Annotated in this window: 20 protein-coding genes; 7 read left to right on the top strand and 13 right to left on the bottom strand. The window is 47.2% G+C overall.

Features of this window, described 5'->3' with window-relative positions:
- Nucleotides 1-93: 93 nt before the first annotated feature.
- Nucleotides 94-258: a hypothetical protein gene (locus QUB64_RS06610; RefSeq protein WP_333267008.1), complete on the bottom strand. Its 165-nt coding sequence runs from the start codon at nucleotides 256-258 to the stop codon at nucleotides 94-96.
- Nucleotides 259-409: 151 nt separating this feature from the next.
- On the opposite strand from QUB64_RS06610, the gene QUB64_RS06605 reads away from it, so the two are divergent.
- The 3 genes from QUB64_RS06605 to argJ all read left to right on the top strand — a co-directional run bounded on the left by QUB64_RS06605 (nucleotide 410) and on the right by argJ (nucleotide 2,641).
- Nucleotides 410-604 (top strand): hypothetical protein, encoded by a 195-nt coding sequence (locus QUB64_RS06605; RefSeq protein ID WP_333267006.1) that lies wholly within the window; start codon nucleotides 410-412, stop codon nucleotides 602-604.
- A 296-nt stretch (nucleotides 605-900) separates the two neighbouring features.
- Nucleotides 901-1,104: a hypothetical protein gene (locus tag QUB64_RS06600; RefSeq protein ID WP_333267004.1), complete on the top strand. Its 204-nt coding sequence runs from the start codon at nucleotides 901-903 to the stop codon at nucleotides 1,102-1,104.
- 295 nt (nucleotides 1,105-1,399) lie between these two features.
- Complete coding sequence (gene argJ, locus QUB64_RS06595) at nucleotides 1,400-2,641, top strand: bifunctional ornithine acetyltransferase/N-acetylglutamate synthase (protein ID WP_333267003.1); 1,242 nt, start codon at nucleotides 1,400-1,402, stop codon at nucleotides 2,639-2,641.
- 203 nt (nucleotides 2,642-2,844) lie between these two features.
- Here argJ and QUB64_RS06590 read toward each other — a convergent pair whose 3' ends face one another.
- From QUB64_RS06590 to QUB64_RS06555, 8 genes are all read right to left on the bottom strand, one after another.
- Nucleotides 2,845-3,414 carry a Uma2 family endonuclease gene (locus QUB64_RS06590; protein ID WP_333267001.1) on the bottom strand — a complete coding sequence of 190 codons (570 nt, stop codon included), beginning with the start codon at nucleotides 3,412-3,414 and terminating at the stop codon, nucleotides 2,845-2,847.
- Between the two features lie 215 nt (nucleotides 3,415-3,629).
- The gene (locus QUB64_RS06585) at nucleotides 3,630-4,640 is read right to left on the bottom strand and encodes a hypothetical protein (RefSeq protein ID WP_333266999.1); all 1,011 of its coding nucleotides are present in this window, start codon (nucleotides 4,638-4,640) and stop codon (nucleotides 3,630-3,632) included.
- A 50-nt stretch (nucleotides 4,641-4,690) separates the two neighbouring features.
- On the bottom strand, nucleotides 4,691-4,996 hold the full coding sequence (locus QUB64_RS06580) for a hypothetical protein (RefSeq protein ID WP_333266997.1): 306 nt from the start codon (nucleotides 4,994-4,996) through the stop codon (nucleotides 4,691-4,693).
- Nucleotides 4,997-5,248: 252 nt separating this feature from the next.
- Nucleotides 5,249-5,425 carry a hypothetical protein gene (locus tag QUB64_RS06575; RefSeq protein WP_333266995.1) on the bottom strand — a complete coding sequence of 59 codons (177 nt, stop codon included), beginning with the start codon at nucleotides 5,423-5,425 and terminating at the stop codon, nucleotides 5,249-5,251.
- Entirely contained in the window at nucleotides 5,422-6,192 is a 771-nt protein-coding gene (locus QUB64_RS06570) for a CHAT domain-containing protein (RefSeq protein ID WP_333266993.1), read from the bottom strand. Before QUB64_RS06570 ends, QUB64_RS06575 begins: the two co-directional genes overlap by 4 nt.
- A 223-nt stretch (nucleotides 6,193-6,415) precedes the next feature.
- Nucleotides 6,416-7,165, bottom strand: coding sequence for a hypothetical protein (locus QUB64_RS06565; protein WP_333266991.1), 750 nt, complete (start codon nucleotides 7,163-7,165; stop codon nucleotides 6,416-6,418).
- Between the two features lie 186 nt (nucleotides 7,166-7,351).
- A complete protein-coding gene (locus tag QUB64_RS06560; RefSeq protein WP_333266989.1) occupies nucleotides 7,352-8,170 on the bottom strand; it encodes a tetratricopeptide repeat protein in 819 nt (272 codons plus the stop codon).
- Between the two features lie 785 nt (nucleotides 8,171-8,955).
- Entirely contained in the window at nucleotides 8,956-9,963 is a 1,008-nt protein-coding gene (locus tag QUB64_RS06555) for a zinc-dependent alcohol dehydrogenase family protein (protein ID WP_333266987.1), read from the bottom strand.
- 138 nt (nucleotides 9,964-10,101) lie between these two features.
- Between QUB64_RS06555 and QUB64_RS06550 the strand changes: the two genes are divergently transcribed.
- Complete coding sequence (locus tag QUB64_RS06550) at nucleotides 10,102-13,629, top strand: sensor domain-containing protein (RefSeq protein WP_333266985.1); 3,528 nt, start codon at nucleotides 10,102-10,104, stop codon at nucleotides 13,627-13,629.
- A gap of 1 nt (nucleotide 13,630) precedes the next feature.
- On the top strand, nucleotides 13,631-13,759 hold the full coding sequence (locus QUB64_RS06545) for a hypothetical protein (RefSeq protein ID WP_333266983.1): 129 nt from the start codon (nucleotides 13,631-13,633) through the stop codon (nucleotides 13,757-13,759).
- Between the two features lie 301 nt (nucleotides 13,760-14,060).
- On the opposite strand, the gene ilvN is transcribed toward QUB64_RS06545, so the two are convergent.
- From ilvN to QUB64_RS06525, 4 genes are all read right to left on the bottom strand, one after another.
- Nucleotides 14,061-14,579 (bottom strand): acetolactate synthase small subunit, encoded by a 519-nt coding sequence (gene ilvN / locus QUB64_RS06540; protein WP_190739991.1) that lies wholly within the window; start codon nucleotides 14,577-14,579, stop codon nucleotides 14,061-14,063.
- 426 nt (nucleotides 14,580-15,005) lie between these two features.
- On the bottom strand, nucleotides 15,006-15,818 hold the full coding sequence (locus QUB64_RS06535; protein ID WP_333266981.1) for a carbon-nitrogen hydrolase family protein: 813 nt from the start codon (nucleotides 15,816-15,818) through the stop codon (nucleotides 15,006-15,008).
- Between the two features lie 355 nt (nucleotides 15,819-16,173).
- Nucleotides 16,174-16,302: a photosystem I reaction center subunit IX gene (gene psaJ / locus QUB64_RS06530; RefSeq protein WP_293260147.1), complete on the bottom strand. Its 129-nt coding sequence runs from the start codon at nucleotides 16,300-16,302 to the stop codon at nucleotides 16,174-16,176.
- Between the two features lie 122 nt (nucleotides 16,303-16,424).
- A complete protein-coding gene (locus QUB64_RS06525) occupies nucleotides 16,425-16,913 on the bottom strand; it encodes a Photosystem I reaction center subunit III (protein ID WP_333266977.1) in 489 nt (162 codons plus the stop codon).
- Nucleotides 16,914-17,257: 344 nt separating this feature from the next.
- Between QUB64_RS06525 and tsaD the strand changes: the two genes are divergently transcribed.
- Complete coding sequence (tsaD, locus tag QUB64_RS06520; RefSeq protein WP_333266975.1) at nucleotides 17,258-18,340, top strand: tRNA (adenosine(37)-N6)-threonylcarbamoyltransferase complex transferase subunit TsaD; 1,083 nt, start codon at nucleotides 17,258-17,260, stop codon at nucleotides 18,338-18,340.
- Between the two features lie 309 nt (nucleotides 18,341-18,649).
- Nucleotides 18,650-19,153 (top strand): GNAT family N-acetyltransferase, encoded by a 504-nt coding sequence (locus QUB64_RS06515; protein WP_333266973.1) that lies wholly within the window; start codon nucleotides 18,650-18,652, stop codon nucleotides 19,151-19,153.
- Nucleotides 19,154-19,327 lie beyond the last annotated feature (174 nt).

The following is a 19,327-nucleotide window of genomic DNA, read 5'->3' as shown; positions in this document are numbered from 1 at the left end:
GTATCACATTTTGTTATTCAAGATATTTGGGTATGGAAAGATGACGCTAGTGTTCTTTTGGTATCCAAAGGTCGATCGCTCTTGACAACTTTTTCACAAGCCACGGGATCTCGATCTTTTAGCATCCAAAGGTCGAGATCCCTTAACTCCTGTTTCACGGGCGAAGGGATCTCGACCTTTTCGACATCGCGCCACTCGATCGCCCTTAACAACTTTTTCACAAGCGAGGCGCGATCGCACTTTCCACCCTTCTTGCACTCCCCGCATCTCGATCGCACTTCTCAACCAAGTGTAAAGTTTTGTGACAATTTAAAATTTGTAGCTTTAGATACAGAATTATCTGATATATTCATAAATAGGGACAGAAAAACAGCCCAACATTAAATCAAGGAAGACGGAGGAACCGGATATGTCTACCGAAAATCAAGCCCGCTCTCTGATGATGCGCCACCACCACATGGTGAAGAACCGGCAGCAATCCATGCTCAACCGCAGCGCCAGCGAAGTCGGGATGGAAGATACCCACTACTGGGGCCACATTCAAGGCAAGCCGCAGCCAAGCCTTCAAGCCAGTTACGATCGCAGCAACGCCACCATGAGCTAAGGCAAAGCTCAATTTCCCCAATTGCCCGCAAACCCATTACCTACATTTGGAGAAACCAGTTATGTCTACTCAACAACAAGCGCGCAGCCTGATGATGCGCCACCAACACCTTGTCAAAAACCGTCAGGAATCCATGCGCTCGCCGCGCTGCTGCTGAAGTTGGTTTAGAAACTGGTTCTGCGTCGAGTGTCGATCGCAAATAACTCGTTTTTTCAACAGCGAGACAGTTGAATCGAGTTTGTTGTTTGCCAGCTAAAAATTAATAATGACAGTTACAAAACCGTCGCGACTTCTTCTTGAGTTCGATCTCTACAGCAGAAGTCGCGATTAATTTTATTAGTCATTGGGCATGGGGCATGGGGCATGGGGCATGGGGCATGGGGCATTGGGCATGGGCCCGCGCAGGGCAGTGGGGCATGGGCCCGCGCAGGGCAGTGGGGCATGGGGCAAACAGGGCATGGGGCATTGGCGCTCGCAGGGCATTGGGCATTGGGCATTAGGCATTAGTCATCAGTCATTAGTCATTAGTCATTAGTCATTAGGCATTAGGCATTAGTCATTAGGCATTAGTCATTAGTCATTAGGCCTTAGGCATTAGTCATTAGTCATTAGGCCTTAGTCATTAGTTATTAGTCATTGCCAAGATTTTAGTTGTAGTGCTGGTGAGCAAAAGGTGAGCTTGCATGAGAGTTAGTTCGCCTCAAACCTATACATCACAAAGAATAAAAGACGTTTGTGCCGAGAAACTTGATATAATCCCTTTTCAGCAGATTGAAGGCTACTAGGGAGGTCATCATGTCGGACTGGAAAGAAATTGGCGGCGGAGTTACAGCACCCAGAGGATATCGAGCATCGGGAATTACAGCGGGTTTGAAGCCTTCAGGCTTGCCGGATTTAAGTTTAATTTTGTCAGAGGTGGACGCGATCGCCGCCGGAGTCTTCACCACATCCACAGTCCGGGCCGCTTGCGTGGACTACTGCCGCCAGCGTTTGCAAGCTAAACCCAGCGCCAAAGCAATTTTGTGCAATGCCGGACAAGCCAATGCTGCTACTGGCGAAGCAGGCTTAGCAGATGCCCTCGAAAGCGCGAAATTGTTGGGAGAAGCGCTGAATATTCCTTCTGAATCAATTCTTTTGGCCTCCACTGGCGTGATCGGACAGCGGATTAAAATGGAGCCGCTGAGGGCGGGAATTCCACGATTGGTTGCTGAGGCATCGGAAACAGGTTCTGATGCGGCTGCTAAGGCTATTTGTACGACTGATTTAGTGCCGAAAACGATCGCTCTGGAAACCATGTTTGGCGATCGCCCGGTACGCATCGGTGGCATTTGCAAAGGTTCGGGAATGATTCACCCGAATATGGCAACAATGCTAGCATTTGTAACTTGTGATGCAGCAGTATCGTCACATTTGTGGCAGGAAATGCTGAGTCGAGCGGCTAACAGAAGTTTCAATCAAATTACTGTTGACGGCGATACCAGTACCAACGATTCGCTAATTGCTTTGACTAACGGCCAATCCCGCACGCCGGCAATTACAGAAATGGGCGCGGATGCTGAAAAATTAGAAGCAATGCTGACAGAAGTTTGCGTGCATTTAGCAAAGGCGATCGCCCGCGATGGCGAAGGTGCAACCTGTTTGGTGGAAGTGCAAGTTAGCGGCGCCACCGACGAAGTTTCTGCGAGTAAAATTGCCAAAACAATTGTCGGTTCTTCTTTGGTGAAGGCTGCTATTTTTGGGCGCGATCCAAATTGGGGAAGGATTGCGGCGGCGGCGGGGCGCGCTGGTGTTGCTTTTGACCAAGAGAATTTGCGGATTCAATTGGGAGATTTTTTGATGATGGAAAATGGACAACCCAAAGAGTTCGATAAATCTGCTGCGAGTAATTATATGAAGGCGGCTGCTATTGGTGAATATCTGAAGGAAGACACGGTTTTAATTCAGGTTGCTGTCGGGAATGGTGGCGGTTTTGCGAAGGCTTGGGGATGCGATTTGAGTTACGACTACGTGAAGATTAACGCTGAGTATACGACTTAAGGGCGGTAATTTCAGATGCCCGGGCGGTTGCAAACTGCGCCTGCACAGCCCGGGCGGTTGGAATCGCGGCGACACAGCCCCGGCGGTTGGAAACCGCGGCTACACAGACAAAACCCACCTCCGTGGGTTGAAGATGCGCCGGCGATTGAAATCGCGGCGACAGATCCCCGGCGATTGAAATCGCTGATTCTTCTAATTCTCATTCAAACCATCGGCCAATTCAACACAAATCCCGGTAACACATCTTCCCCAGACAAACTAACCGGAAACTGTACAATCTCCACCTCGCGATTAGCGCGATAAATTTCCACTTGTTCGTCTTGAGGATTAATCAACCAACCCAAACGCAAACCGCTGTTGATATATTCCTGCATCTTCTCCTGAATCGGCTTTAGTGGGTCTGTGCGCGATCGCAATTCTATGACAAAATCTGGACAAATCGGCGGAAACTTTTCCCTTTGTTCCTCAGTTAAAGCCGACCATCTTTCCAAACTAACCCAAGCAGCATCAGGAGATCTATCTCCATTATTTGGCAACCGAAAAATTGTTGAGGAACTAAACACTCTCCCTAACTGCGTTTGACGGTTCCACAAGCCCAAATCTGTAATTAAATCCGCTTCTCGATTGCCGCTGACTCCGCCTACTGGTGACATAATGATAATTTCTCCTTTAGCAGTCCGTTCAAATTGCCAATCTCGATTCATCTGGCATAAACGGTAAAACTGTTCGTCGCTTAATTCGACAGTATCTAAGTTTAAAGTAACTGTTGTCATTTTATTACCTCCCTTCTATCTTCAGTCCGCGCAGGCGGACTTCGTTTGACAAGAAGCGATTTCAAGATCCGATTCCAGTCGCTTCTAGCCGAGTCTCGATCCCCCTAAATCCCCCTTAATAAGGGGGACTTTGAACAACTCTTGTCCCCCCCTTACTAAGGGGGGTTAGGGGGGATCGGTTCCCTGATTATAAATGCGTAAATCCTACAACTATTTTAGCGCCGTTTCTTGCCGATCGCGATTAGGGCGATCGCGCTTAACACCCCAGCAACAATTCCCAAACCCATACTCAACCCAAAAACCGCATTCGCATCCATCGGATTTTGCGGAGGTTTAATTTGGCCTGCATAGACGCTGGCTGCTACGCCGCTAGTCGCAATTCCTACGCCCACTGTACCAATGGTAAAGTTTAAAGTGCGATCGCTCTTAGCCCTCTCAATCTCAATAATCCCCTCAATCGTCTCAATCGCATTTTCCAACAACCTCAAACCTCCACTCAAACTCCGATTATCAGCTTCCACTTGCCAAACATACTTCTCCTTAACAAAAATGCTAAATTTCCCCATAAATTTGAAATCTTTTGCATCAGTTCCCATTTTTTGGCTGATTTTTTTCAGGCGGATCTGGTAATTTATGAGGTGAGTTTTGATTGTATTTTCTTGCTGTTCCAGTCCGCTGATATTACTAGCATAAGCCGAGTAAATTGTCAAAAAATCAACTAAATTTTTCTGTAATTCTTTGAGGTCAACTTGAGGGGAATTCACCAGTGCTAGGAGTCGATTAACAACTTGTTGAATTTTCCCATAACTGTCTTTGAGGCGAACTTTAAGTTCGCGGCTTTGAGTGTAAGCCCAAATCACTTTATGGCGACAGGCAAATAATCGGATTAAATGCGTATAAAATTCATCAAAGGTATTGCTAAGAACCAGAATTGATTGACCGCTATTGTAAGGAAACAAGCAAATTAAAACGTGATGATTTTGGCTGATATTGCCCTGGTCTCCAGGAGGCTGCCACAATTCGTAAAAATTTGCACCTAAAAATTGCCCTTCGGTTTGCAAATCTCTGTCCCCTACAGCATTAGGGAATAGATTCAGTTTAGTGTAGCAATTTTTAGCAGTTGTTAAAGCGTCTCGATCGTCAGCCGTCAATTGTCCCGAAATAAACCAACTTTGACCGATGGTAGCGGGTGAATTTATGCGGCAAATCAATTCTTGTTTCAGCAATTCTCAACAGTCGATTTCTTTTTGTGCAAATCTCTTGTCTGCGTCGGGTTCTATTTTGCCAGGTCAAATTGTGCCGCATAAGTATCGCCGAGTTTGACGGGATAGGAATAGCCATTTAAGGGAGGCTCAAATTCTGCTATGTTTGGGTTTTTTAGTAATTCTATATAATCATCAGTTTCAGTTTCAGCTTGTTTGAATTGTTCTCGCTGTAGCGCAGAGATATTGTCGCCATAAATTTTTGGCAAAAACAGTTCGCGGTTTTGGCTAATCTTGTCCTCATTTTGTCCGATACCGTCTGCTAAATCGTAGACAAATAAATCCACAGTTGGGTAGATTAGCCAATTCTCGTTACTCACGATCTAAACCTTCTGCCATTTTTGCCATTAACGATAATATTTGATCTTTAACTGCTTGTACTGAGTCCACAGCTTGCAAAATTTCTGTTTGATCAATTTGAGCTATAATTTTCGACACATCTGGTAAATCGCCGATGCTGCCAGCGCTCTTATCAATTTCAGGATTACTATTGTTATTTTTTTCTGTTTGAGGGGCTTACGCTCTAATCCTTTGCTGCGTTGGCTGCTATGATTCTTTAAGAATGAATAGTTTTATTCATAAGCAGCTAGCAGAGGAGGATGTAGTTCCTTAAGTCTTAAAATATCTGAAATTTTGAAATTTTTAGCGGTTTTATTAAACTCTAATTGAACATGAGCTGGCAACGGTTCGGTTTGTTGATATAGCGCCACAAAAAAAGCTTTAAGAATCTCGTTTTGTGTGTCTTTCATAATAATCCACTGATAGTAAAGGCAGCCCAGTAGTAGGGATGCTTATAGGGTTGATATTCTTTTTTATCCAGTTCTCGCTGAGCGGTTTTCAAAGACTCGATTAGCATAGCTTCATCTTCAGACTGTTCGCTGCTGTTTCCGGAAATCTTGTTAATTTCCCCTTGATACCAGGTGGCTAAATCCTCGCGGGTGGCTTCTCGCAGCCATTTTTGAGCATTTGCTAAAGCCACGGGTAGAGAATCGCCGGCTTCTCGCCACCGTTGGTAAAAATAAATCATTAATAAGGTACTCGCACCAGATTCTATGGGCCACAGGGTACTGACGACACAGCCAACTCCCGCGCGCATAAAACCGCTAGTCAATCCCACATATTCGGCGAGAATTGTTTGTTTGTCTGTCAAGGCGGTTTCGCAGGCGGGAAGGCAGATTAATTGGTAGTTGCTGAGATTGTGTTTGATGATTTCTCTGACTGTTAATCGATGGGTGTTGCTTAAGTATAAAGTTGATTCTAGGGGCTTATCAAAATTATAGCTGCCGTGGCCTGTGAAGTGAAAAATTTTGTGCGACTGTTGCAATAATCTTTCGACTTCATCGAGGGTGGCTGCGTCTTCTTCGAGTCGGGTGGAATTGTCGAACATTCGGCAAATAATTTCCGATTCGATTTCGGCGGCGGGGAGAGGGGCGAGTCTTTTTGGTTGGCCGTTTTTATCGGTAATTACGCTGTGGGGATTTTCGATGGTGAGGATAGCTAAATCCCCAGCATTCAAAGTCCCCGCAACGATTCGGGGGAGTAGGGGGTATGCGAGGGGGATCTAGACTTGGAGGTAAGTCAGAGATTTCGGCTGGGTTTTCAAGGCTTTGATCCCCCCTAACCCCCCTTAATAAGGGGGGGACAAGAGAGTTCAATGTTTCGCTGGTTAAGGGAGCAATCTGTTCATTCAAAGTCCCCCGAATCGTTGCGGGGATGCGAGGGGGATCTAGACTTGGAGATCAGCGAGAGATTCCGCTAAACCGATGTTGCAAACTAATCCCAACGGCGGCACTAGGCAAATAACTAACCACAAAATCCCGACTAAACAAAGCATGAATTGGGAAGCGGTGCAAGTCCCGGTGCGGAATCAAAATCAACTCCGTAATCCCCTCTAATTGCTGTTCAATCGCATCAATTTTCAGGATTGCATTGAGTTGTGCAAATTTACTTGCCATTCCCCCGCGCCAAGGATGATTTACTTGACTTGTTTTCTCCTTAGATTGATAATCGGTGTATTGTTGATTCCACTCCTTCACCCATTTTTCAAGTTCATCGGGAGAATCGCTGAAACAGGTTTCTGGAGACAACAAGCCATCGGATTTAATGATAAATGTTGTCAGGGCTGCGTCGCCCAGATGCCAGTAAATCGCGGCGGTTGTGGGATTGAGAAGTTGCTGAATTTGGGCGTGAGTGACTGTCTCTTCTGTTTGGTAATCGGGAATTGGCAAAGCATCCAGCAGCCAAGATAGGCAGACATTTTTATCGGTTTCTGCTGTGGCTAAGGCTTGGGAAAACTGCCCGGATTGGATGAATATATTTACGGTTAATTGTTCAAAGCTAACTAATTTGTCGGTGAGTTGCTGTTGGGTGAGTTGGGAAGAGTTTTGCTGTTTTAGCAAGCGTTGCAATAAATCGGTGGCATCTCGTCGTAATTTATTGGCTTGTCCGGTTTCTTTTCGGTTTACTAAAGTTCTGATGAATTTCTGCAAAACTTCTAGATGCAGTTTGAGGAAAGCATCTGGTGTTAGAGTTTTTAGGGCTTCTTTATAGCTGGTGGTGGCTTGATTCCAATAGGTGTTGGGATTATTGAGTTTTCCTCGATTATAATGAGTATCTCCTAGTGCTTGATGTAGTTCTCCATATCCTTCGGGGTGGGTATTTTGTTGGCAATACTCTCAGCCTGTTTTTAATGTTAATATTTCTCCTTCGTAGCCGCGCTGTGTCATGTTGTGAGTTATGATAGTTCTAGTTACTGGTGGAGATTTAGGGAATTTTACCTGTAAGATTTCATAAACTACCTGGTTATGTCTAGGTGCGTTGCTGACGGCAATGCCCCGATTAATCCTGGCTGCATCATCATCTGGTTTGATTTCTAAGGCTTGATCGTATGAGGCGATAGCCTCTTCATATCTGTTTAAATAATCGCCAAGTATAATGCCCCGATTGAACCAGGCTTCGCGATCATCTGGTTTGATTTCTAAGGCTTTGTCGTAGGAGGATCTCGCATCTTCAAGCAAGCCTAAATCATCCAGTGCATTGCCCCGATTGTACCAGGCTTCGTGTTGATCTGGTTTGATTTCTAAGGCTTTGTCGTAGGAGGATCTCGCATCTTCAAAATCCCCTTTCATAAATTGCTCATTCCCTCGATCGAACCACATTTTAGCTTCGGGATCTACACCCCAAACAGGTGGAAAATCAACCAAAATCCCCCTACCAACATTCCCCGCCACCTCTGGCAATTCCCCACCCGCAACTCTACCCAACAACTCCAACCTGCGCGCCAATTCCTGAAGCGATACCACCGCATCTGTAGACGCTGTACTCCCCTGCGCGCCCTCCAACGATCGATCGCCAAACCTCCGCAACCAAGCCGCCAAATCACCATTTTTAATTTGTTTTGCGATTAAGAATCCCGCAACATCGCCTCTTCCCCAGCCCTGATTCACCCCTTCGAGAAGTTCCATCAACTTCGCCTCGTATTCCGCATCTGTCAAAGTTGGAAGAACCCCCCTCAGTCCCCCCGGGCTTCGGGGGGAGGAAAGATTTTCTTTCTTGTCCCCCCCCCGAAGCCCGGGGGGGGTTAGGGGGGGTAAGAATCTTTGGCAAAAGCGCGGAATAGCCGCTGAATGAATTGTTTGAGGAAGCGCCAGATTTTATCCAACATTGGTGATGTTTTGAGGCGGTTTATTTTTGTTATTGTACCAATAATTGTGGGGATTTGTCATCCATCCGCTAGGGGTTGAAAAGTCCGTCGGGATTTGTCGTTAGTCCCCAAGTCCGCCAGGGGTTTCAACCCCTGTCTCATAGCGAAAGTCCTCTCAAAGAGGACTAAAGAGGTACAATATGTGAATCAATAGTGACATTTTCAACCTGGTTAATTAGCCTTTACATCCCGCTCATCAGTCCTCTTTCAGAGGACTTCAGCTATGAGACGGGGGTTTAAACCCCCGTCGGACTTCGCTACGAGACGGGGATTTAAACCACATCCAACTATTACACCAGCGATCAAATTTAAACAACCAATCCCAACCCAAAACAAAAAATGCTATAAGATCAACTTTAACTCCTAAACTTGTCCAGCAAACAAAGCACAAAGCAAAATAACACGATAGTTATTACCTCCCAAAAGATTGCCCTATTTCGCTCAGAATTAGCCGCCTATCCCGAAGCTTTAAAAGCCCTCGACGAAATCGAAGATTGCGAAGTAAATATCGAAGATTCTTCAACCCGCCTCCGCAGGTTTCGTTTGTGTCGCCACGAATTCGATTCGCCGGAAATCTCAATCTGCCGCAATTTCAAGCACTATTTTACCCGTTACTGAGCCTGTTTCTAACAACTCATGGGCAGCTTGAGCTTGTTCTAGCGGGAAAGTTTGGCTGACGTGAATTTTGAGCAAATTACGATCGCACAAACGAGCACACTGCTGCAAAATCTTCGCCTGCTGTTGCTGTTCCTCCACCAAACCTTGCAGCATCGGAGTTAACATTAATTCCAGACTAATTCGCAGATTGCGCATTCTCGCTGTTTTCAAATTGCCCAAAGCCGGATCTGGTTCCAAAATCGTTACCAAATCTCCGTAAATCTTCACAGCCGGAATAGTTTGGTAAAAAGTTTCTCCCCCGACAGTATCGAAAGCCAACTCAACTCCTTGTCCCTGAGTCCAAGTCAAAACCTGATCGACAACATCGGTATTTTTGTATAAAATAACTAAATCTGCACCCAAAGAGCTACAAGTTTCGGCTTTTGCTTCGGAACTTACAGTAGTGCAAACCTCAGCACCCTGCAAGGAAGCCAACTGTATCGCGACGTGGCCGACACCGCCGGCACCTGCTAGAATTAGCACTTTTTGGCCAGCTTCCAAGCGCCCTCGATCGTACAGCGATTCCCATGCTGTAATTAAAACTAACGGTGCAGCCGCCGCCTCAGCAAAACTTAAAGCAGCAGGCTTGAGGGCGAGAAAACGTTCGTCTACAACGGCAAACTCAGCATAAGTACCGATCGACCCGCCCAAACCGCCATTGCAGAAAAAAACCTCGTCTCCCACTTGGAAACTCTGCACGCGGGCACCGACAGCCTCTACGACTCCAGCCCCGTCGCACCCCAAAACGTGAGGAGTTTTCTCGGGGTAAAAAGTGCCGCGCGATCGCAACTTAGTATCTATCGGATTGATCCCCGCCGCCCGCAACCGCACCAAAACTTCAGTTTCTGTTTGTATAGTAGGAGCGGGGATATCTTGCAGTCTCAGTACGGAGGGGCTTCCGGGCGTTTCAAAAACAATAGCTTTCATAGCGTGGTCTTAACTCTCTTGTCGCCTGCACTTGCAATCCTACCTTGTATGCGTTACCCATCTGTGACGATATTTAGTTATTTTTAATAAATAGATTGGCTTCAGATAACTACTATAATTTTCGAGCGGTGCTAATCAATGTTCAATCGAGATTTATTCCTGTACTTTGAAATTCTTGCATATCTTCTGGGATTATCGGCGACGTTAGTCTTTGTAATCGCGATTTATCTGAAGTGGCAGCCAAGGTCGCCCAGTTGGCCAACCGCCGCAGAGCAACCGCAGTTTCCAGAATTAAATGACGATTTATCTGCTGGATTGAAAATTCGGAAAAACTTTGGGATTTTCCCCAACTCAAATCCGTTGCCGATCGCTGACAGATTCTTGGGTAAAGTTTTAGGTATTGGCCGCGCTCTATGCTTCGCCCTGCAACAGCGCCCAACTGTCAATTCTTCGCCTCAGATCGGGCCTTCTACCAGCAAAACCCTAAGTCTGAGCATGGAAGGTTCGATCGCCCAAAATGCCGACAACCCACCCAAAGTTCGGGCTTCCCCGCAATTAGAGGAAGACTTGCTAGGCGACATCCTCGCAGGTACTGATTCGCCGGGGGGAGCAGAATTCTTTGATGCCTTAGTTCGCCACTTGGCCTCAGCACTCGGAGTTCGCAGCGCCGTTGTTTCCAAATCGATTAAGTCGATCGAACGCAGCAATGCAACTCCCGCTCAATTGCAAGCTATCAGTTTTTGGAGCGACGGACAGCAGCAGCCAAACTTTGAGTGCAACACCGCCAATACTCCGGAAGCGCTGGTGTTCGAGGAGGGAATGTACTCCTGTCCAGATTCCCTGCTGGAAACCTTCCCACAAGACCGCAGAGCAGTATTTACAGGTGCGCGCAGTTTCCTAGGAGTCTTGCTCAAAAACTCCTACGGCGAACCTTTAGGGATTATTTGTATTTTTCACGATCGCCCCTTGCTAGAATCAAATCTTGCTAAATTTCAACTAATTATCAGCATCTTTGCCGGACGGGCCGCCGCCGAATTAGAGCGGCAGCGCCTAGAAGCAGCACTCTGCACCGTAGAAGCGAAATACTGCGCCCTTGTAGAACAAATGCCGGCTGTCACCTACATTTCTCCCCTCAACCGCAGCGCTGCCAAACTTTACATCAGCCCGCAAATCGAGACTTTTCTGGGTTATTCTGTAGCTGAATGGAGGGCAGACCCCGACCTGTGGCTGAAACTCGTTCACCCAGAAGACCGCGATCGGGTGTTAGTTGAAAACGCCACACAGAAATTCACCGACGGAGAAGATATCTTTGGCGACGAGCCGCTGGTTTCAGAATACCGCGCGATCGCCCGCAACGGTAAAGTCGTCTGGTTCCGCGATCGAGCGCTCGCAGTTCGCGATCGAGCCAGCAACTCCGTGATCTTTCAAGGCGCAATGTTTGACATCACCGAGACTAAAGTAGCCGCCAGCGCCCTGCTAGAAAGCGAGTACCGCTATTACACCTTGGCAAAAATACTGCCAGTCGGGATTTTCCGCGCCGACGCTGCTGGAGATTGCTTGTACGTCAACGAGCGATTTTTGGAGATGGCGGGACTGACTGCGCCAAAGGCATTGGGCGAAGGTTGGGCGCAAAGTTTGCATCCCGAAGACCGCGATCGCATTTTGAGCCAGTGGTATCGCGCTGTCAAAGAGCAGTTGCCTTGTAAGTTAGAATACCGCTTTTGCAACGGCGACCTCACAACCTGGGTATTTTGGCAAGCAGTGCCGGAAATTGGCAACAGCGGGGAAGTTCTGGGCTATCTCGGCACGCTAACCGATATCAGCGATCGCAAACAGGCCGAATTCGCGCTGCAAGAAGCCGAAGAGAAATACCGCAGCATCTTTGAAAATGCGATCGAGGGAATTTTTCAGACGACTGCTGACGGGCGATACCTCAGTGCTAATCCAGCTTTGGCCAGAATTTACGGCTACGAGTCGGCCGCCGAACTGATCGCAAACATCCACGATATCGATCGCCAACTCTACCTCGATCCCAACCGCCGTGTCGAGTTCTTGAGTGCGATCGAACAACACGGTTTTGTGTCTGAGTTCGAGTCCCAAGTTTACCGCGCTGACGGCACCACCATCTGGGTTTCCGAGAACGGCCGGGCTGTTCGCGACGCTAGCGGCAATTTGCTTTACTACGAAGGAACTGTCGAAGATATCACCCTCCGCAAAATAGCCGAAGAGAAGTTGGTACACGATGCTTTGCACGATACGCTCACGGGTTTGCCGAATCGAGCTTTATTTATGGATCGCTTGGGACACGCGATCGATCTTTCCAAACGCCGTCCCGAAGTTTTGTTTGCCGTGCTGTTTATCGATCTAGACCGCTTTAAGGTTGTCAATGACAGTTTGGGGCATTTAGTGGGCGATCGCTTGCTGATCGCGATCGCGCAGCGCCTGGAAATCTGTTTGCGCACTGGAGATACCGTTGCCCGTCTCGGCGGCGACGAATTCGCTATTTTGCTGGAAAACATCAAAAACACCGAGGATGCGATCCACATTGCCGAACGAGTGCAAGCAGAACTAGCACAGCCTTTTTACCTCAACGAATATCAAGTTTTTAGCAGTGCTAGCATTGGCATTGTTTGTTCTGGTTTGCCGCAGCCTTCAAGGGAAAGCAGCCAACTGTTTAGTCCAGGAAATCTGGGAAATATCGATCTGGAAACTTCTTTGTCTTGCTTACCTTCCGACTCCCCTGTTCCCCCGGTGCCGTTCCGAATGTTGTACGATCGACCAGAAGAACTGCTCCGAGATGCAGATGCTGCCATGTATCACGCGAAGGGATTGGGCAAAGCTCGCCACGAAGTTTTTGACTTAAGTATGCACACTCGCGCCGTCGCCCTTTTGCAACTGGAAAATGACCTGCGGCGCGCTTTAGACTCCCAGGAATTTCAGCTTTACTACCAGCCCATCGTCTTTCTAACTAGCGGTAGAATCAGCGGTTTTGAGGCGCTGCTGCGGTGGTATCACCCCCAGCGGGGTTTAGTAGCTCCCGGCGAGTTTATTTTAGTAGCAGAAGAAACTCGATTGATTGTACCTATTGGTTGGTGGATGATGCGATCGGCTTGCCGTCAGATCCACCACTGGCACCAAAAATTCCCAGCAAATCCGCCATTGACTGTCAGCGTCAACCTTTCTAACGAACAATTTAAACAGCCGGATTTAATCGATCGCCTGAGCGAAATTTTACAAGAAACTCAGCTTGACCCACGCACTTTAAAATTAGAAATTACTGAAGGCGTCATCATGGACAATGCCGAATCAGCAGCCGCTATACTCGCCCAATTAAAAAAATTAGAAGTTCAATTATATATTGACGATTTCGGCACTGGCTATTCTTCTTTGAGCCGCCTGCACACTTTTCCCACTGACGCTTTAAAGATCGATCGAGCTTTTGTCAGCCGCATGACTGAAGATGAAGGAAACGAAGCCATCGTACAGACTATTTTAATTTTAGCCAGTCATTTAGGCATGGATGCAATCGCTGAAGGAATAGAAACCATCGAACAGCTTAATTTGCTCAGAGCGCTGCAATGCGAATACGGACAGGGATACTTTTTCTCAAAGCCTGTAGACACCATCACAGCCACAGCTTTGATCGAAAGTCAACCAGTATGGTAATTTGTCTTTGGCCCGCGCAGGGCATGGGGCATGGGGCATGGGGCATGGGGCATGGGGCATGGGGCATGGGGCATGGGGCATGGGGCATAGGGCATCGGGAATTGACCAAACAGGCCAAACAGGGCATTAGTCATGGGTCATGGGTCATTAGTCATATCCAATTGCGTTACATCGAAATGATAACGTAGTGCGAGCATCCCGCTCGCGAGCTGAGGTGAATCAGAGCGCTGAACTCCGAAAATTATGATTCTGATACAACCTGACACGATATCCTTAGTCCTGCCGTCATTCGTCATGAGAAGTCGAAAGTTAAAAGTTAAAAGATACTTTGTGACTAATGACGGCAGGACTAATGACCAAGGACCAATGACTAGCCTTCGACTTCGCGAGCGTCTAAAATGACTAATGACTAATGACTAATGACTTCTTCGTTACACTTTCGCTTCCAAAGACTTGAGAAACTCAGTATTTACCCCCGACTCCCGCGTCAGGGCAATTTTTCCAGTCCGAGCAATTTCCTTAATCCCAAATCTATTTAGAACCTGGACGATCGCCACCATCTTACCCGGATCTCCGACAACTTCCAAAGTCAGCGTATCATCACCAATATCCACCACTCGCGCTCTAAAAATCTGAGCTAACTCAATGATCTCCGATCGCGTCCCGCTAGCAGCATTCACTTTCAGCAACATCAACTCCCGTTCCACACAGGGAATTTCCGTTATATCCTGAACTTTAAGCACGTTAATCAACTTGTACAGTTGTTTAGTCAACTGTTCGATAATCTGGTCATCTCCCGGTACAACCATCGTAATCCGAGACACACCCACTTGCTCCGCCGGGCCGACGGCCAGACTTTCAATATTAAAACCCCGACGCGCAAACAAACCAGCAATTCGAGTGAGGACACCCGCTTCATCTTCTACTAAAACCGAAAGAGTGTGTTTCATTTCTCCAAAAAAGACGCATTTTGTGCAATTCTACTTTCGCGAATTCGCCTTTTAGCAGAAGTGCACGCCCATTGAACCTGCCTTAGATATTTTATCGCGAGTTATTGGCAGTTCCTCTCCGAGAAAAAACCTTAATAAATTTCGCTTTTACCGCAGTCTCGATCCCCCTCGCATCCCCTTAAAAAGGGGGACTGTCGATCGCACTCCTGTCCCCCCCTTCTTAAGGGGGGCGCCGGGGGGATCGGCTTTATATGAACCCTAAACCCGCCCCAACCCGGTTCAGACGGCACGCGATCCAAGTTTTTTGTGTACGAACGTACACAATTCCTCGAGCGAAGAAAAAAATCTTCAAGTCTGGTGGCTGACGGAAACCACAATTTTGACACCAATTGGTGTCAAAACTGCGAAGTACCCAACCGCCCTAACTCACAGAAAAACCCGGTGTTGCAGCGACGGCATTTGGCGGCGGACTTGTTCTAGTCGATCGGGATTAATCTCTGCAATCGCCACACCCGGTTCCTCTCCAGCATCCGCCAAAACCACACCCCAAGGGTCTACAATCATCGCGTGACCGTGAGTTTGACGGCGGCCGTAGTGGTGTCCAGTCTGCGCTGGGGCGATCGTATAACAAGTATTCTCGATCGCCCTAGCTTGCAACAAAACCTTCCAGTGATCCTTGCCAGTGTAAGCAGTAAACGCCGCCGGCACGAACAAAACATCAGCACCCTTGTAGGACAAATGCCTGTACACTTCCGGGAACCGCACGTCATAGCACACCGAAAGTCCCAGCGTCCCCAACTCCGGCGACACATAAATCGGCGGCAAATCTTCACCAGCTTTCACAGTGTTCGATTCCCTGTAAGTAATGCCGTCTGGCACATTCACATCGAATAAATGTACTTTTTTGTACCTTGCCACTTCGCTGCCGTTTGGGTCTACCAGCAAGCAAGTATTGTATACCTTCCCCCCATCCGTCGGCACGGGAAATCCGCCGCCCAGAATCGTCACCTGGAACCGCTGGGCCATGGTTTTGAGGAATTTTTCGCTTTGGAGTCCGATCGTCTCTGAAGAAGCAATCTTCTCCTCCTCTTCTCCCATAAACGAGAAATTTTCTGGTAAGGAAACTAACTCTGCACCCCGACGCACTGCCAGGTCGATTAATTCCTCTGCCTGCACCAAATTTTTTTGCAGGTCAGGCAAGCTAGTCATTTGAATTGCTGCGGCGAGATAAGACTTCATCGATTCACAATATTAGTCATTAGTCAATAGTCATTGGGCATGGGGCATGGGGCATGGGGCATTGGCCAAACAGGGCATTGGGCATTGGGCATTGGGCATTAGTCATTGACTGTCAACTGTCAACTGATTAACGCTGTCAACTGTCAACTATCAACTGATTAACGCTGTAACTGTCAACTGTCAACTGTCAACTCATTAACGCTGTCAACTGAATGAAGCCGACGTGGCATTCAACCAACTCATCAGATTTGAGAGTTTTGAGCTTTGAGCTTTAAATTAACCTTTAACTCACAACTCACAACTCAAAACTCTCAACTTTTCTACCTAGGTTTTGCAACCTAATCCCCGTCAAATCTTAAGGCATCGGATGGAAAAGCAAATCTGGGAAAAAGCGGTTAAATTCAATCAAACCCGCAGCTTGAATAGCGATCCAAAGCGTTGCCAATACTGGTGCGGTCGAAAGAAACTTGACAAAATATTGCATGAATTCTGCTCCTGAAAATTCGAGACAGTTGGTAATTGCCGATCGCTCGGTAAGGAGCTAATTGCTAACTTGCCGTTAATTGATTAACTGTTAGCTATTAGCGTTGGCTCCATTTCCCTATTTTAGCGGGGGGAAACAGTAATTTCGTCGTCCTTGGCAAACATTTCACCAGTGGTGATTTCTTTGAGAGCTGCCAGAGGCCACAAAAAGCCAGTCAGCATACAGGAGATTGCCACAGGAACGTCGATTATAATCTCTTTTTCCTCTGGAGTCGCTGATTTTTTAGCAATTTGCAGATAAGCGCGGCCTACCCAACCAATCCAACCAGCAATATACAAGAACAGCACGCTAGGAATCAAAAAGTCGCCAGCATAAGCCAAGTTACCGTCTACGATTAAGTGTGGGTATCCTTCCGGGCCGCACATAGCCGCAGAATAGCGCTCGAATCTTGCCTTTGCAGATGCCGGGTCGCCATTGGTAGAACGTGCATCTTTAGCCAGTTCCTTGAACGCGGGGGAGTCCTTGCACGGCACTAAATTGTAAGCCGAAGCAACTGGAGCAAAACTGATCCACAGACTAACCACTAAAATTGCAGCAAACAATCGTCGCATGAAATTGTTTCCTTTTGTTACAAAACAATAAGTTTTTCTACAAGCATTTCAACTTGCCGATCTCTAATCCAGATTACCGCATTTGTTGACAATGCGAAGCATCGATCGTTGATGCGGCAAATCCCAATAGAATTAGGGATTCGCGTTTCATCACATCAGTACATCAGTCAGTGCCAAGCTAGCAATACCGCGAGGATATTTCACAGCCTGCATCTGATGATGGGCTTAACTGTCGCGAGCGGGCAAATATCCTTAACAATAACCTGAGTACAGGCATAGCGGGGGACTTGCACCAAATTAGTTAAGCTAGCAATAGCTAACCTATCAAATAAAATTACCAGTTAATGGCAACCATTTTCGCGATCGAAACAAGTTGTGACGAAACAGCAGCAGCAATTGTTAAGAATCGTCAAGTTTGCAGCAATGTTGTAGCATCACAAATTAAAATCCACGAGGAGTACGGCGGGGTAGTGCCCGAAGTAGCTTCGCGGAGCCACCTAGAAATGCTAAATCAGGTAATTGCCGAGTGTCTGAGTGAAGCCAACCTGAGTTGGTCAGAAATTGACGGGATTGCAGCGACTTGTGCCCCCGGTTTAGTAGGTGCATTGTTAGTCGGGCTGACAGCGGCGAAAAGCTTGGCAATAGTCCACCAAAAACCTTTTTTAGGCGTCCACCACCTGGAAGGGCACATCTACGCTTCTTACCTAATCGAACCAGACTTGCAGCCGCCGTTTTTGTGCTTGTTAGTTTCCGGGGGACACACCAGCTTAATTTATGTTAAAGATTGCGGCGTTTACGAAACAGTAGGACAAACGCGCGACGATGCGGCGGGCGAAGCTTTTGATAAAGTCGCCAGACTGTTGCAGCTAGGATATCCCGGCGGGCCGCTGATGGACAAATTGGCCGCCCTGGGGAATCCCCAAGCATACCCCCTCCCAGAAGGCAGAATTTCGCTACCTGGTGGCGGCTACCATCCCTACGACAGCAGTTTTAGCGGGTTGAAAACAGCAGTTTTGCAATTAGTGCAGAAACTCAAAAAACAAGATATTAATGTCGGCGGCGAAGGCGTCTTGGCTGCCTCTACAATTAATGATATTGCGGCGAGTTTTCAGGAAACAGTAGCGAAGGGTTTAACCAAAAGGGCGATCGACTGTGCGCTAAATTTAGGACTTACCACCATAGTAGTCGGCGGCGGAGTTGCAGCCAACAGCGGACTGCGATCGCACTTACAAGCCGCAGCAGTCAAAAATAACTTGCGAGTATTGTTTCCCCCATTAAAATATTGCACGGACAACGCAGCAATGATCGGCTGTGCGGCGGCGGAACACTTGCAGCGAGGACACACATCACCCCTAAATTTGGGAGCAAATTCGCGGATGCCTGTTAGCGATATCATGGAACTGTACAATCTGAATATTGACAGTTAGATCGGACAGCAGTTGAAACTACGTCTAGACAAAGGAAGTATTTGTAGGGTGTGTCGCCCTCAAAAACGCCTAAAAGTCGATCGACAATCTTATCGCGACGCACCTTACACCATATTTGAGGAAACAAGCCCGAAAATTTCTTGTAGCAATAATTTTTATAAATTGTATCTGGTGCGTCGCCATAAGATCGTCGATATTTGTTTGGGAATTTTTGAGGGCGACACACCCTACGACTACAAATACTTCTTCCTTCAGTATCCGTTACATCCGTTATATAATCCGTTGCCGAACTTCCTTCTTCCTTAACCCATGAACATCCGCGACGCCGTTGAAAGCGATTTACCAGCAATTGTCCAAATATACAACGCAGCAGTACCGGGCAGAATGGCGACAGCAGATTTACAAGCAGTCTCAGTCGAAAGCCGCCTCGCATGGTACAGAGAACACTCGCCCTATTCTTTGCCAATTTGGGTAATGGAATCAGAACAAAATATCGTCGGGTGGCTGAGTTTTCAGCTTTTCTACGGACGCGCCGCCTATCAGCATACAGCAGAAATTAGCATCTACGTAGCGCCCGATCGCCAAAACTGCGGAATCGGAAAAAAATTATTGCAATCGGCAATCACGCGGAGTCCAGAATTGAGACTTAGAACCCTGATGGCAATAATTTTTGCTCACAATCAGCCGAGTTTAACTTTGTTCCAGAAATTTGGTTTTCAGCAGTGGGGATATCTGCCGCAAGTTGCCGAACTTGACGGCGTGGAAAGAGATGTGATTATTCTGGGTTTGCGCTTGAGCGCACAATCGCGATAAAATTGGTTCGATGGTTCGGATTTGAGTCCTCTGATTTTTATGCGGACTGAAGTCCTCACTACAAACCTTTGGGATTGAATATAATTCGCTCTATCTGCTGATTTTTATGCGGACTGAAGTCCTCACTACAAACCTTTGGGATTGAATATAATTCGCTCTATCTGCTGATTTTTA

Origin of the sequence: Microcoleus sp. Aus8_D2, assembly GCF_036702665.1 — a bacterium.
Taxonomy (GTDB): domain Bacteria; phylum Cyanobacteriota; class Cyanobacteriia; order Cyanobacteriales; family Microcoleaceae; genus Microcoleus.
This window is presented reverse-complemented; position numbering and strand designations above follow the sequence as displayed.